This is a genomic window from Micromonospora sp. NPDC049662 (assembly GCF_040675055.1).
Classification (GTDB): domain Bacteria; phylum Actinomycetota; class Actinomycetes; order Mycobacteriales; family Micromonosporaceae; genus Micromonospora.
On record NZ_JBFAOC010000033.1, the window covers coordinates 58542 to 73257 of the forward strand.

Consider the following 14716-nt stretch of genomic DNA (forward strand, 5'->3'; position numbering starts at 1 on the left):
GCTATGCTGCCGGAGCGACGACGCGAGCGGGCCGTTTCGATATGGCCGCATCCGGGGTAGCGACAAGGTTCACGCTCCCCACCATCAACACAGCAGCACCGAAGCGCTGGAGGTTGCGTTGACCGACGACGTCCTGGTCGTGCATGGAGGCACTCCGCTCGAAGGGCGGATCCGCGTGCGCGGCGCGAAGAACCTGGTTTCGAAGGCGATGGTCGCCGCACTGCTGGGCGACAGCCCGAGCCGGCTGTTCGACGTGCCGAAGATCCGCGACGTCGAGGTGGTCCGGGGTCTGCTCGGTCTGCACGGCGTCAAGGTGACCGACGGCGCCGAGGACGGTGAACTCGTCTTCGACCCCGCGAACGTGGAGAGCGCCAGCACCGACCAGATCAACGTGCACGCCGGTTCGAGCCGGATCCCGATCCTGTTCTGCGGGCCGCTGCTGCACCGTCTCGGCCACGCGTTCATCCCGGACCTGGGCGGCTGCCACATCGGCCCGCGACCGATCGACTTCCACCTGCAGGCGCTGCGGGAGTTCGGCGCGACCGTCGACAAGCGGCCCGAGGGGCTGCACCTGTCCGCGCCGAACGGGCTGCACGGCACCAAGTTCGCCCTGCCGTACCCGAGCGTCGGCGCCACCGAGCAGGTGCTGCTGACCGCGGTCATGGCCGAGGGCGTCACCGAGCTGCGCAACGCCGCCGTCGAGCCGGAGATCATCGACCTGATCTGCATCCTGCAGAAGATGGGCGCGATCATCAAGGTCCACACCGACCGGGTGATCGAGATCCAGGGCGTGCCGAAGCTGCACGGGTACACCCACCGGCCGATCCCGGACCGGATCGAGGCCGCGAGCTGGGCCGCCGCCGCGTTGGCCACCCGTGGTCACGTCGAGGTCCTCGGTGCCCAGCAGGCCGACATGATGACCTTCCTGAACATCTTCCGGTCCGTCGGTGGCGAGTACGAGGTCACCGACGCCCGCGCGCCGAAGCTGGGCGACCCGGGCCAGGAGGGCGGCATCCGCTTCTGGCACCCGGGCGGCGAGCTGAACGCCGTGGCGCTGGAGACCGACGTGCACCCGGGCTTCATGACCGACTGGCAGCAGCCGCTGGTCGTGGCGCTGACCCAGGCCCGTGGCCTGTCGATCGTGCACGAGACGGTCTACGAGCAGCGGCTCGGCTACACCGAGGCGCTGAACTCGATGGGCGCCAACATCCAGGTCTACCGGGACTGCCTCGGCGGCACCCCGTGCCGCTTCGGCCGGCGCAACTTCAAGCACTCCGCGGTGATCGCCGGGCCGAGCAAGCTGCACGCCGCCGACCTGGTCATCCCGGACCTGCGGGCCGGGTTCAGCCACCTGATCGCGGCGCTCGCGGCCGAAGGCACCTCCCGGGTGTACGGCGTCGACCTGATCAACCGGGGCTACGAGGACTTCGAGGCGAAGCTCGCCGACCTGGGCGCGCACGCCGAGCGCCCGTAACCTCCCGCACCAAGCGTTCGATCCCGACGGCTCCAGGTCGCGCTGCGACCTGGAGCCGTCGGCCCGTTGCACCGCGATGTGCACCGGGCACGGACCGTTGGCTACCCTTGCCGCGTGCCGTCGCTCTTTCGCCGCAAGTCCACCGACCTCGTCGACGAGGCCGTCACCTCGGTGACCCCCGAGGAGACCGCCGACCGTTCCCGGGGCTACACCCCGGCCAAGGGTCGGGAGACGCCGAAGCGGCCCACGGTCGGCCGGCGTCCGGCCGGCCCGAGCCGCCCCCTCACCAAGGAGGAGGAGCGGGAACGGCGTCGTCAACTGCGCGCCGAGGCCGCCGCCGACTTCCGCCGCGAGGGTGGCCCGCGCGACCGGGGCCCGGAGCGGCTGCTGGCGCGCAACGTGGTCGACTCCCGTCGTACCGTCGGCACCTGGTTCTTCGGCGGCGCGCTGATCGTGCTGATCGGCTCGAACGCCGCGATGCCGCCGGTGGTCCGGTTGATCTCCAACGTGCTCTGGGGCGCCCTGGCCCTCGGCGTGGTCGTCGACTCGGTGCTGATCTGCCGCAAGATCAGCAAGTTGGTCCGGCAGCGTTTCCCGAAGACCGACCAGCGGATGGGCTCGCTCTACCTCTACGCCGTGATGCGGTCGATCACCTTCCGGCGGATGCGCACTCCGGCGCCCGCGGTCAAGCTCGGCGACAAGGTCTGATCCCGGCGACCCGTCGCCGGGACACCCGCTCTGGCCGCGTTGGTGGCAAAGGACGTCGGGCGGTTGCCGTTCGTTGTACCGTGCGCGTAGTCCCGCACGGTGAACAGGCCCCCGTTGTTCGTGACCGCGAACGATGATCCAGTGGAGCGAACACGCATGCCCGGAGAACCATCGGCCAGCGTCGCCGCCGCCCTGCGCCGCGAACGCGAGCGGGCCGGTGTCTCGCTGACCGAGCTGGCCGCGCGGGCGGGGACGCCCGAGTCCACGCTCTCGGCGCTGGAGTCGGGGACCGGTGACCCGAGCGTGGAGACGCTGTGGGCGATCGGCGTGGCGCTGGGCGTGCCGTTCAGCCGGCTCGTGGAGCCGGTGGCCGACAACCTTCGGGTGATTCGTGCCGGCGAGGGCCCCCGGGTCCGCTCCGAGCGGGCCGACTTCACCGGGACGCTGCTCAGCGCCGGAACGTCGCGGGTACGTCGGGACATCTACCTGATCGAGCTGGAGCCGGGAGCGGTCCGGGAGGCGGACGGACACACGCCGCACAGCGTGGAGCATGTGGTGGTGGCCGCCGGACGGCTGCGGGTGGGCCCCGAGAGCGACGTGGTCGACCTCGGCCCGGGCGACTACGCGACGTTCCCCGGCGACCTGCCACACCGGTACGAGGCGCTGGTCCCCGGGACGTTCGCCGTCCTCGTCATGGAGCATCCCTGACCCGGCGCTCCGGTCCGTTGGGGCGGCGGGTGGGGTATCGTCAAAGGTCAGATTCGGTTATCGACCTAAATGTCCGGAACCATCGGATAACGTTTGCGCTCGTGGGCGCTGCCACAGTGGCGGTGAACGAGCCCGCGCCGTTACCCTCCATCCGCAGCCACGCCCTGCCGGAACCGGGCGACCCAACCGGCACGCGAGGCCCCAGCGCGACAATGTGCAACGAGGTGACAACGCCGTGAGCGAGCGGACGCGAGCCGGCCACCGGAGCGTGGCAGGCGGCGACCGGACGCCCAACGGCCAGCGGGACAGGAGCGCCACCTCACCGTCGACGGGGAGCGGCCGAACGGTCGGGTGTGGCGACGGGCTCGACGGATGAACGGCCGGTACACCGACCGGTGGCGGGATCCCAACGAACCGTCCTGGGTGGTCGAACCGACCACCGAATGGCAACCCCAGTTCCCCGGCCAGCGCTACCCCGGTGACATCGGCGCCACCCACCAGTCCCCGCCCCCGCGCGGTCGGGCGAGCGCGGTGGGTCGTGCCGAGGTCCCCCCGCTCGCGCCGACCCGCCCGGACGGCACCTACCTCGGCCGCTCCTGGGCCGACGAACCTCCGGCCGAACCCGAGGGCCGGTGGCGGACGGACGACGAGCCGGACCAGTCCTACGGCTGGCCGCGCGGCGACGAGCGGACGCCCGACTCGTCGCGACACGGCCGCTCCGAGCCCGCGTACTACGACCATGAGCCGTACCGCCGGCCGCTCCCCGAGCCGCCCCGGCGCGAGGAGCGCCGCTCGCCCGAGTCGGACCGCCGTACCGCCTGGTCCGACCGACGCCCCGGCGACGACCGGGCACCCGGCCGGGAGGCCGCGTGGCACCGCGAGCAGCCCGCTTCCGATGGGTACGACAACCGCCGACACCGACCCGAGCCGACCGACCGGGACCGGGCGTACCCGACGTCACCGCCGGTCTCCCCCGGGCCCTACTCCCCGGCCCCCCGTGGTGACTCGGGATGGGTGTCCGAACCCGACGAGCCACCGCGCCGACGCGGCACGTCGGAGCGGCCGGCCGCCGCCCACGACCGGCAGCCCGGCGACGGGTACGGCGTCCGGCCGACCCGGAACCCCGAGAGCCGCCCGACTGACGGCTGGGCCGCCGAAGGCGCCGGCCAGTGGGCGCCCATCGACAGCCGCAACCGCTACCGGGCCGACGGCCAGCCCGACCGTCGCCCCGACGAAGCCCGCCGGTCGGATCGCTGGCCGGACGACGAGGTCCGCCGTGCGGAGCGCCGGCCCGACGACGCCCGCCGGCCGGAGCGCGGCGGTGCCGACGAGCGGTCCCGGGTGGAGGCTGGCCCCGGCGGGTCCGGCGAGTGGCAGCGCCGCCCGGACGAGATGTACGGGCCGCCCCAGACCTCCGAGGGCGGACGGCGACGCCGCCCCGAAACGGACGCGCCGCAGCAGCAGCCCCGCCGCGACGACGACCGCCGCCGTCCCGACGTCGAACCGCACCGCCAGCAACCCCGCGAGGCGGCAGCGCGCGCCGAGGCGTACCCGGACCGTCGTCCGCGCGAGACGGCCCGACCGGAGCCGTACCGCGAAGAGACCCGCCGCGACGAGGCCTACCGCGAGCCCCGCTCGGGTGGCGGCCTGCCCTGGCCGGCGCCCGGCCCGGTGCATCCGGACCGTACCCGGGAGCCGGGCTACCGGCCCGAGCCGTACCGCGACACCGAGCCGCGCGTGGGGTCGCGGCCGCCGACCGCCCCCGCACGGCCAGCGACGGAGCCTGGCCGGTACGACGAGCGGCCGGTCCGCCCCGCCGCGAGCGCGTCACCCACCTACAGTCGGGCCACCCCGGTCCCGCCCACACCCGTCTCCCCGGCCGCGCCGGGCACCGACCGGCTGCCGTCGGACCGGCCCGTCTCCCCCGCCGCCCCCGGACGGGACGCGCCCGTCTCCCCCGCCGCCCCCGGACGGGACGCACCTGTGTCCCCCGCCGCTCGCGGGCGGGACCGGCCTGTCTCCCCCGCCGCCGGGTGGGAGGAACCGCTGTCGGCGACGCCCGTCTCCCCCGCGCCCGCCGACCACGAACGGCGACCGCCCACCTCGTCCGGCCGGCCGGAGTACAACCGGCCGGAGTACGACCGGCCGGTGTCGGGCCTGCCGGTCTCGCCGGCTGTGGACGCTCCGATCTCCGGTCCACCGGCCGCGCGGCTCCGGGTGGAGTTCCTGCCCGCCCCGGTGGAACCCCCGTCGGCGGACGAACAGTCGGCGTCGCCGCCCCGGCCCGAGCAGCGACCTACCGAAGCCGCGCCGACCGCGGACGCCCGGCCCACCACCGCGCCGCGTTACCCCGGCCCGGACAGCCGCCCGCCGGTCGCGCCGCCACCGACCTGGCGGCGACCGGAACCGCCCGCCACCCCAGCGACGCCGAGGTCCTCCACACCCGACGCCGAGCCGTCACTCCCGGTCGCCCCGGGGGTGCCGCGTCGCTACGTGCCTCCGACGCCCACCGAGACGTCCGCGCCAGTTAGCCCGGAGCCGGCGGCGGCACCGGTGCGGGGGCCCGATGCCTGGTTCAGCCCCGGCACCCAACCGGTCGAGCCCGATCAGGCCGTGCCGCCGACAACCGACAAGGCGTCGACGGCCGCCGCCACGGCCGAGGACCGGGCCCTCGTCGACGTACCGGCAGGGCCACCACCCGGGACCGGGGACCCGCACGGCACGATCGCGTCGACCGAACCGCTGGTCGACCGCCCGGCCACCGACCAGCGACCCGACGCTGGCGAGGCCGTCGCGGCGTCGGTCTCCGCGCTCCCGGTCTCCGCGCCGCCGGTCTCCGCGCCGCCCGCCGCCGCGCGGCCCGTCTCCGCGCCGCCGATCGGGCCGGTCGACGCCGGGCGTCCATCCTGGTCCGGCGAGCTGGTCGACGACGCGACGCCCGCTGCCGAGCCGACCCCGACCGGGATGGACCCCGTGTCCGGTCCGGCGGCGGAGTCCACTGCGGTCGCGCCGCCCGCCTGGTCGGACGACCTGGGCGACACCAGCAGCCGCGAGCCGCTGACGACCGACGGCGCAGCCGCCAGGGATCGCCGCCCGGTCTCCGGCGAGCCGTCGGAGTGGCAGAGCGAGTCCACCGCGGACGACCCCGACGAGGTGGCCGCCCGCAGAAGCACGCCGCCCGTCGACGGTGCCGCCGGCCGGGAATCGTCGGACCGGCCGTCGTCGTCGCGCGGGCCGAACGCCGCAGACCCGTCGACCGCCACGCCGGGCACCGACGCGGAGCCCGCGCCGTCGACCGAGGCGGATCGCACGACACCCGAGCCCGCAACGAAGTGGCCCGTCGACGCGGACTCCGTCGCGGCAAGCACACCGGCCACACCCGTGTCGGCACCACCGGCCACACCCGTGTCGGCACCACCGGCCACACCCGTGTCGGCACCACCGGCCACACCCGTGTCGGCACCACCGGCCACGCCCGTGTCGGCACCGCCGGCCACACCCACGACCGCCTTTGCGGCGCCCACTTCCGCACCACCCGCCGCCGCGCCTGAACCCGTTCCCGTGCCGGAGAGCACGGCAGAGGGCACGGCGGACGGCATGGTGGCGGGCGCCACCACGGCACCCTCCACATCCGATGTCGCACCGGAACCCACCTACGCGTCGCCCGCGCCCGAACCAGCCTTCGCACCGCCCGCCGTCGTCAAGCCCGTCTCCGGACCACCCGCCGCCCCCGAACCCACCACAGCACCGGCCGCCCCCGAGCCCCCTCCCCCGCCACGGGCTGCGGCGGAACCCGTGCCCGCGCCACCCGTCGCCACCGAACCGGTTACCACGCCGGTCGCCCCCGAGCCCGCCTCCGGGCCGCCAGCGGCGTCCCCGACCCCTCCCGCGCCACCCGTCACCGCAGAAGCCGCCCCCGCAGAGATCGCCCCCGCAGAAGCCGCCCCCGCAGAGATCGCCTCCGCAGAAACCGCCTCCGCAGAAGCCGTGTCTGCCGTACCGGCCGTCGTCATTCCCGGGCCGCGTGACCCGTCCGAGGCGGACGCGCCCGTGTCGGCGCCGCCGGGCACGGCGACCGGGCCGGTGCGTCCGTCGCTGTCCGACGAGGGCGACCCGGAGCAGGTCCTGGCCGCCTACCGCTGGCGGCTGGACCCGGTGACCCTGCGCGAGGAGCTGACCGAGCCGGACGGCATGCGGGCCATCCGGCGGCGGCTGACCGAGAAGTTGGGTACGGCCATCGACAACCGGGCCCGCGCGCGGCTGCTCAGCCTCCGGGCGGTGGCCTCGCGGATCCTCGGCGACCTCGACGACGCGTTGGCCGACGGACGCCTCGCCCTCACGTACGCGGAGGCCACCGGTGAGCTGCGCCGGACCGCGCTCGCGCAGGCGCGGCTGGCGCACGTGCTGCGGTGGCGGGGTGACTTCGCCGAGGCCGACCAGCTCTTCACCGAGGCCAACTCGGTCGAGCTGCCCGACCGGTTGCGCGCCGCCCTGCACGAGCACGCCGGACGCTGTTGTTACGACCAGGGCCGCCTGATGGAGGCCTGCCACCACTTCGAGCGGGCGCTCGATCTGCGCGGCGCGGCCGACGCCGAACTGCTGGACCGGGTGCGGGTGGCCCTCGACGCGGTCACCGTGCGAGCGGCGGACGGCTTCGGGCCGTACCCCCGGGGTCGGGACGAGGTGCTCGACCGTGACCGGCCCCCGCAGCCGGACCGCGACGGGCCGCTGTGGGGTTACACCGACCAGGCCGGGAACGTTGCCGTTCCCGCCCGGTACGCGGAGGCGCAGCCGTTCCACGACGGGCTCGCCTGGGTCCGGCGGCCGGACACCGACCGGTGGTCGCTGATCAACATGTTGGGTACGACGGTGATCCCGCCGTCGTACCGGGCGGTGCGTCCGTTCAGTGACGGTCTGGCCTGGGTGGTCACCGACGGCGGGTGGACGGCGATCGACCCGACGGGCGCGGTGCAGGTCCCGCCGAACTTCGCCGACGTACGACCGTTCCGCCGCGGACTGGCCCCGGTGAAGCGCGAGGGCTGGGGGGCGGTCGACCGGACCGGACGGATCGTGGTGCCGACCCGCTACCACGCCTTCGTCACCGAGTTGACCGACGCGGGGCCGGTCGACGGCTTCACCGAGGAGGGTCTCGCGGTCTTCGACGTGGCCGGCCGGCGCGGTGTGGTGGATCGCACAGGCACGGTGCTGGTGCCACCGTCGTACCCGGTGGTGGTCATCCACCCGGTGGCGTTCCTCGTCAGCGGCGGCGGTCGGTGGGGCGCGCTGGACCGTCGTGGCGCGTCACTGATCGACCTGGTGCATCCCGATCGCGGGGCGGTGCTGGAGGAGATCGACCGACTGTTGACCGACGCCAATCCCGTGCTCTGAGCCGCCACTCGGCGATCGTGATCCACCGGAGTTAGGGTCGGGACATGGAATTCCGACACCTGGGCCGTTCCGGCCTGATGGTCAGCGAGATCTCGTACGGCAACTGGATCACCCACGGTTCTCAGGTCGAGGAGGACGCGGCGTTCGCGTGTGTGCGGGCCGCCCTCGACGCGGGGATCACCACCTTCGACACCGCCGACGTGTACGCCGGCACCCGGGCCGAGGACGTGCTCGGCCGGGCGCTGGAGAGCGAGCGTCGCGAGGGCCTGGAGATCTTCACCAAGGTCTACTGGCCGACCGGGCCGGGTCGCAACGACCGTGGCCTGTCCCGCAAGCACATCATGGAGTCGATCAACGGCTCGCTGCGCCGGCTGCGTACCGACTACGTGGACCTCTACCAGGCCCACCGGTACGACTACAGCACGCCGCTGGAGGAGACGATGGAGGCGTTCGCCGACGTCGTGCACTCCGGCAAGGCCCACTACATCGGCGTCTCCGAGTGGACCGCCGAGCAGCTGCGCGCCGCCCACCCGCTCGCCCGGGAGCTGCACGTTCCGCTGGTCTCCAACCAACCCCAGTACTCGATGCTGTGGCGGGTCATCGAGGCCGAGGTCGTACCGGCCAGCGAGGAGCTGGGCATCGGTCAGATCGTCTGGTCGCCGATGGCGCAGGGTGTGCTCTCCGGCAAGTACCTGCCGGGGCAGCCGCCGCCCGCCGGCTCCCGCGCCACGGACGAGAAGTCGGGCGCGAACTTCATCGCCCGGTTCATGAACGACGACGTGCTCACCCGGGTGCAGCAGCTCAAGCCGCTCGCCGAGCAGGCCGGGCTGAGCATGGCCCAGCTCGCCGTGGCGTGGGTGCTGCAGAACCCGAACGTCTCGTCGGCGATCATCGGCGCGTCCCGCCCCGAGCAGGTGCACGACAACGTGAAGGCGGCCGGGGTCACGCTCGACGCCGAGCTGCTCAAGGCCATCGACGACATCGTCGAACCGGTCGTGGAGCGAGACGCGGCGAAGACCGAGTCTCCCGCACAGCGGCCCTGACGTGGGTCCGGTCCGGTCGGCGCGACAGGTTCGCGCCGACCGGACCGGTCAGCCGCACGGGCCGGGTCAGCTCAGCCGCCTCGGGCCGGGCCGGACAGCTCAGCTCTGCCAGAAACGGATCAGGTCGAGCCCGGTGGCGTACAGCCAGGACGGCAGGCCGAGCAGGTCACCGACCGCGAAGACCGCGTCGAAGAACCAGCCGCCGATGCGCGGGTTCCACAGCAGCGCGAAGAGCAGGATGAAGCCGTACGGGGCGAACAGGTCGTACATCCTGCGCCACTGTGGATTCAGCCACGGCTGGATCATGTTGCCGCCGTCCAGGCCGGGCACCGGCAGCAGGTTGAGCACGCTCGCGGTGAGTTGCAGGAACGCCAGCAGCGCCACCCCGGCCCAGAACTCGACCGGGCCGCCCGAGGTCGCGCCGAGTCGTACCGCGAGCACCAGCAGCAACGTGAACAGCACGTTTGTCGCCGGGCCGGCGAGGCTCACCAGGGTGTGCCGCAGCCGCCCCGGTATGGCGTGCCGGTCCACCCACACCGCGCCGCCGGGCAGGCCGATGCCGCCGAGCAGCACCACCACCACCGGCAGCACGATCGACAGCAGCGGGTGGGTGTACTTGAACGGGTTGAGCGTCAGGTAGCCACGGTGGGCGATGTCCCGGTCACCGGCCCGGTAGGCGACGACCGCGTGGGCGTACTCGTGCAGGCACAGCGACACCAGCCAGCCGGAGACCACGAACAGGAACACGTCGAAGCGGACGCTGCCGTAGCCGTTCCAGGCCAGCGCCCCGCTGGCCACGAAGAGCGCGACCAGGCCGAGGAAGACCGGGCTGGGCCGGAACGCCGCGCTGGGCACGCCGAGCACCAGCTTGTCGCCCGGCCGGTCGTACGCCATCACTCGGCCGTGGGCAGCAGGCTCATCCGGTACTCCACCCGGTCGTCCTCCACGAGCGCGACCGAGGTGACGCCGGACGCCGCGAGTTCACGCCAGGTCTGACCGATCCAGGATTCGGCGTCGGCCTGGCTGCCGAACGACTCCGCCGGTCCCTCGACCGTCTGGCCGTCCGTGCCCTCGTACCGCCAGCTCCACGCCATGCCGCGTCTCCCCTCGCCGCTGAAGTCCCGGTGGGACGAACCCCCGCCAGCGTAGTCGGCCCGACGCGCGACGGCCCCTCACCCGTCGCGCGAGCGCCGGGCCGGCAGGCAGAGCGACCCCGGGCGGCCTTAAGGTACGGGCATGTCCGTTGACGGGTGGAACACGGTCCTGGTGCTCGGCGGCATCCGGTCCGGCAAGTCCGAGTTCGCCGAGTCCCTGGTCGCCGACGCGCCGGTGGTCCGCTACGTCGCCACCGCGCCCGAGGGCGACCCGGAGGACACCGAGTGGGCCACCCGACTGGCGACGCACCGCGCCCGACGCCCGGGTAGCTGGACCACCGAGGAGACCGCCGGGGAGCCGCGACGGTTGGCGGACGTGCTCGCGTCCGCCGAGCCGAACGAGACGCTGCTCGTCGACGACCTGGGCGGCTGGGTGACCGTGCTGCTCGACCCGGAGCACCAGCCCGCCGACGACGTGGCCACGATCGCCGAGCTGGCCGAGGCGATCCGGGCCTGCACGGCGCGGGTGGTGCTGGTCAGCCCCGAGGTGGGACTGTCGCTGGTGCCGACGACCCCGCTGGGGCGGGCGTTCGCCGACGCGCTCGGCGCGGCCAACCGCGCGGTCGCGGACGCCTGCGACGCCGTGGTGCTGGTGCTCGCCGGCCAGCCCGCCTGGTTGAAGCCGGCAGCGGTCGCCACCTCGGCGCCGTCCACGCCGGTGGCCGCGACCGGGAGACACGCCGTCGCCAGCGAGCTGGGCACCCCGGGCCCGGCCACCCCCAGCCTGGGTGACACCGAGCCCACGCCCGAGGTGCAGCTCCCCGAGGTGCTGACCCACACCCCGCCGGTCGCGCCGAACCAGGAGCCCGGCAACCCCTGGGCCGCGCCGACGATGGCGCTGCCGATGGTGGCCACCGGACTGGTCATCCAGCCGGGCATGGAGCTGCCGATGCCCGACGAGTACGCGGGCCCGCAGGCGGTGGACCGGCTGGCCAGCCTCGACGTGCCGGGCGCCGGGCTGGGCGTCCTGGACCGGGTGGTCGGCTTCGCGGCCGCCACGCAGGGCACGTCGACCCCGTCCGCCTGGGGTTCGGTACGGGTGCTGCTGCTCAACGGCGACCACGCGGGCGGCGCGTCCGCCGGCACCGTCGCCGGCGAGTCGGCACGCCGCGCCGCGCAGGCCCGCGCCGGCCGGGGCGCGCTGGCCCGGCTGGCCGCCGAGGCGGGCGCGAGCCTCCAGGTCGTGGACACGCCGGCCGCCGCCCCGATGGAGACCCAGCCGGCGCTGGCCGGCGAGCAGGTCGAGTCGGCGCTGCGCTACGGCTGGCGGCTGGCCGAGCAGGCGGCCGACGCGGGCGTACAACTGCTGGTCCTGGGCGCCTGCGGCGCCGGCACCGAAGCGGCGGCGGCGGCCGTGCTGGCGGCCACCGCGGGCGCGGAACCGCCGTCGGTGCTGGGTCGGGTGATCACCGATTCCGGTGAGATCGACGACGCGGCCTGGATGGTCCGCTGCGCTGCCGTGCGGGACGCCCTGCACCGCACCCGCCGCTCGCCGCGCTCCGCCAAGGACGTGCTGGCCGAGTTGGGTGGCGGCGACGTGGCGGTGGCCACCGGCGTGCTGCTGGGCGCGACCGCCCGCCGGGTGCCGGTGCTGCTGGACGGGCCGGTCGGCCTGGCGGCCGGGATGATCAGCCGCGACCTGGCCGGGCAGGCCCGGCACTGGTGCCTGCTGGCCGACCACGGCCAGCACCCCGCGGTGCGGCTGGCGGCCGACGTGCTCGGCCTCACCCCCCTGCTCGACCTCCGCCTGGACCTCGGCGAGGGCGCGAACGCCCTGGTCGCGCTGCCGATGCTGCGCTCGGTGCTGGCGCTGGCCGCCGCCCTGCCGGTCCATCCGTCGCTCGGCGGCGACGCCGACCCGGACGGCACCGACGAGCCGGAGCCCGACTACGCCGACGACGAGCCGGCCTACACCGGGCCCGACTACACCGACCCGGAGTTCGTCGAGCCGGAGCCGGCCGGGCCGGGCCCCACCCGCACGGGCGGCGACGAGCAGCCGGCGTCGGGCTGGCGTGCCGGCTGAGTCGCGGTTCGTCGCGGGCGTCCGGCTCGCCGTCACCACCTTCAGCACGCTGCCGGTACGCGCCGGACGGATCGACCGCCCGGTGGCGGGTACGGCGATGGCGCTCGCCCCGGCCGTCGGCGCGCTGCTCGGCGTACTCCTGGGGGGTGTCCTGCTCCTGGCCGGCCTGCTCGCACCCCCGCTGGTCGCGGCGGGCGTGACGGTGGGGGTCGCCGCCCTGCTCACCCGGGGGCTGCACCTGGACGGGCTGGCCGACACGGTGGACGCGCTCGGCTCGTACCGCCGGGGCGCCGCCGCGCTGGAGATCATGAAGAAGCCGGACGTCGGACCGTTCGGTGTCGTGGCGCTGGTGGTCGTACTCCTGGTGCAGGCCGCGGCGCTCGCCGACCTGGCCGGGCGGTCGTGGCCGGCGTGCCTCGCGGCGGTGGTCGCGGCGACGGCGGCCGGCCGACTGGGCGTCACGGTGGCGTGCCGGCGGGGTGTGCCCGCCGCCCGGCCGGACGGCCTGGGCGCGCTGGTGGCCGGCACGGTCGGCCCAGCGGCCCTGACCGTGGGCGCGGTCGCCGTCGTGCTGCTGGCGGCGCCCGCGGTGCCGGGCCGCCCGTGGCAGGGGCCACTCGCCGTCGTCGCCGCGCTGGCCGTCGCCGGGGCGCTGCTGACCCACCTGGTACGCCGGCTCGGCGGGATCACCGGCGACGTGCTCGGCGCGACCGTCGAGGTGGTCACCACGCTGGTCTACCTGGGTGTGGTGCTGTCCGGCTGAAGCCGGCGCGCGCGGCCGGGTAGCGTTCGGCTCGACAGCACCGGCACGGCCACCGGGGGAACCCACATGCTCATCACGGACGACTTCCTGCCCGTACCGGTGCCGGAGTCGCTCAGCGCGACCTACCTGGTGCCGATGGCGGGGCTGCCGAAGGTCAGCGCGAAGACGGCGGTGGCGTCACTGGCCGGGCGGCTGGCCGAACCGGTGCACGGGCTCGCCACCCAGATGCTGGACAGCCCGCTGATGAGCGTGGACACCCGGCCGATCGCCGAGTTCCCCGCGCTTCCGCCGGATCTGCTCACCGCGTTCGGCGCCACGCCGGAACAGTTGGCCCGGCTGGCGGCGGCGACGCACCTGGTGGTGGTGCAGGCCGAGTACCGACCCGGTTGGCCGCCGGCACACGAGTGGGCGGCTCGGGCGGTGGCGGCGGCGGTCGCCGAGTCCGTCGACGGCGACGTGGTGGACGTCTTCGGCCTCCAGTTCCTCGACCCGGCGACCGCGCTGCGTTCCCTCCCCGACGAGCAGGGCCGGATCCGGCTCGTCGACTGGGTGCTGGTGCCGTACTCGTCGGACGCCGAGGGGTTGTGGTTCACCACGAAGGGGCTGCGTCGCTTCGGGCTGCTGGAATTGCAGACCCAGGGGGTGCCCGACCACCTCACCCGCGCCTGGGGCGCGGTGATGACCGGCGCGGCCCGTCGGCTGCTGCGGGACTGGACCGACGGCCTCAACGGCGCGGAGGTGCCCGCCTTCGTGCAGCTACCGGTGCTCGCCACGGTCACCGGGCACGACATCGCCGTCGCGTACGGCAACCCGGAGCAGCACGGCGCGACCGCCCCGGTGCTGCTGCGCCTCGAGCTGGACCCGGCGACCGACCCGGAGGCCGACTCGTTCCTGAGCCTGCGCCCACCGGCCGGGCACCCCGGCCCGGACGGTCGCTACTACGCCGCCGCCTGCGCGACCCTGTTCTCCGGCATCCAGCCGGACGTGCGCTACGCCCGCTCCGGTGACGCCATGAGCCGTGCGGTGGCCACCGCCCGCGCCGCGCTGGGCGACGCGCGGGCCCGCTTCGTCGCCGGCCGGCTGCCGACCGAGTCGCAGCTCGTCGTGAAGTACGGCCTGCCGGGCGACGACGGCCCGGAGTACGTCTGGGCGGGCGTCACCTCGTGGGAGACCCCGGAGCGGATCGTCGGCGTCAGCGCCAGCGACGCGAACACCGACGAGAGCGTCCGGATCGGCGCCCCGGTGGTCGTGGAGTCCACCGACGTCGTCGACTGGGCGGTCCTGGACGCGACCGGGGTCATCGAAGGAGGCTGGACCCAAGCCGTCCTGGACTCCGGCGAACCCCCCCCCCCCACCACCCCCCCCCCCACCCCCCCCCCCCCCCCCCCCCCCCCCCACCCCCCCCCCCCCCCCCCCCCACCCTCGAGAGAAAATATGGACGACAGTGAGAAGGAG

10 protein-coding genes are annotated in these 14716 nt (G+C 74.8%); 8 read left to right on the top strand and 2 right to left on the bottom strand.

The features are described from left to right. Window positions 1–118: 118 nt before the first annotated feature. The 5 genes from murA to AB0J36_RS22980 all read left to right on the top strand — a co-directional run bounded on the left by murA (window position 119) and on the right by AB0J36_RS22980 (window position 9321). Window positions 119–1474 carry a UDP-N-acetylglucosamine 1-carboxyvinyltransferase gene (gene murA / locus AB0J36_RS22960; protein WP_203177790.1) on the top strand — a complete coding sequence of 452 codons (1356 nt, stop codon included), beginning with the start codon at window positions 119–121 and terminating at the stop codon, window positions 1472–1474. Between the two features lie 114 nt (window positions 1475–1588). Next, a complete protein-coding gene (locus AB0J36_RS22965) occupies window positions 1589–2182 on the top strand; it encodes a DUF3043 domain-containing protein (RefSeq protein WP_357126698.1) in 594 nt (197 codons plus the stop codon). Between the two features lie 156 nt (window positions 2183–2338). After that, window positions 2339–2890, top strand: a complete 552-nt coding sequence (locus tag AB0J36_RS22970) for an XRE family transcriptional regulator (RefSeq protein ID WP_357126696.1) — start codon at window positions 2339–2341, stop codon at window positions 2888–2890. A gap of 372 nt (window positions 2891–3262) precedes the next feature. Continuing rightward, window positions 3263–8278, top strand: a complete 5016-nt coding sequence (locus AB0J36_RS22975) for a WG repeat-containing protein (RefSeq protein WP_363661094.1) — start codon at window positions 3263–3265, stop codon at window positions 8276–8278. A gap of 44 nt (window positions 8279–8322) precedes the next feature. Continuing rightward, a complete protein-coding gene (locus AB0J36_RS22980) occupies window positions 8323–9321 on the top strand; it encodes an aldo/keto reductase family protein (RefSeq protein WP_357126690.1) in 999 nt (332 codons plus the stop codon). A gap of 99 nt (window positions 9322–9420) precedes the next feature. Here the strand turns inward: AB0J36_RS22980 and AB0J36_RS22985 are convergent, their stop codons facing one another. Then, a complete protein-coding gene (locus tag AB0J36_RS22985; protein ID WP_357126687.1) occupies window positions 9421–10215 on the bottom strand; it encodes a site-2 protease family protein in 795 nt (264 codons plus the stop codon). Then, window positions 10215–10415: a hypothetical protein gene (locus AB0J36_RS22990; RefSeq protein WP_030337978.1), complete on the bottom strand. Its 201-nt coding sequence runs from the start codon at window positions 10413–10415 to the stop codon at window positions 10215–10217. Before AB0J36_RS22990 ends, AB0J36_RS22985 begins: the two co-directional genes overlap by 1 nt. A gap of 142 nt (window positions 10416–10557) precedes the next feature. Here AB0J36_RS22990 and AB0J36_RS22995 point away from each other — a divergent pair, with 142 nt between their 5' ends. From AB0J36_RS22995 to AB0J36_RS23005, 3 genes are all read left to right on the top strand, one after another. Further along, complete coding sequence (locus AB0J36_RS22995; protein WP_363661095.1) at window positions 10558–12498, top strand: bifunctional adenosylcobinamide kinase/adenosylcobinamide-phosphate guanylyltransferase; 1941 nt, start codon at window positions 10558–10560, stop codon at window positions 12496–12498. Then, window positions 12488–13261: an adenosylcobinamide-GDP ribazoletransferase gene (locus AB0J36_RS23000; protein ID WP_363661096.1), complete on the top strand. Its 774-nt coding sequence runs from the start codon at window positions 12488–12490 to the stop codon at window positions 13259–13261. Before AB0J36_RS22995 ends, AB0J36_RS23000 begins: the two co-directional genes overlap by 11 nt. A 66-nt stretch (window positions 13262–13327) precedes the next feature. Then, window positions 13328–14716, top strand: a 1389-nt coding sequence (locus AB0J36_RS23005) for a DUF2314 domain-containing protein (protein ID WP_363661097.1), incomplete at its 3' end; no start/stop codon positions are given.

What these genes read in the sequence shown, in the direction of transcription:
- AB0J36_RS22975 (WP_363661094.1), top strand. Translation starts at nt 3,263, where the DNA reads ATGAACGGCCGGTACACCGACCGGTGGCGGGATCCCAACGAACCGTCC.
- AB0J36_RS22970 (WP_357126696.1), top strand. Translation starts at nt 2,339, where the DNA reads ATGCCCGGAGAACCATCGGCCAGCGTCGCCGCCGCCCTGCGCCGCGAA.
- AB0J36_RS22985 (WP_357126687.1), bottom strand. Translation starts at nt 10,215, where the DNA reads ATGGCGTACGACCGGCCGGGCGACAAGCTGGTGCTCGGCGTGCCCAGC.
- AB0J36_RS22980 (WP_357126690.1), top strand. Translation starts at nt 8,323, where the DNA reads ATGGAATTCCGACACCTGGGCCGTTCCGGCCTGATGGTCAGCGAGATC.
- AB0J36_RS22990 (WP_030337978.1), bottom strand. Translation starts at nt 10,415, where the DNA reads ATGGCGTGGAGCTGGCGGTACGAGGGCACGGACGGCCAGACGGTCGAG.
- AB0J36_RS22995 (WP_363661095.1), top strand. Translation starts at nt 10,558, where the DNA reads ATGTCCGTTGACGGGTGGAACACGGTCCTGGTGCTCGGCGGCATCCGG.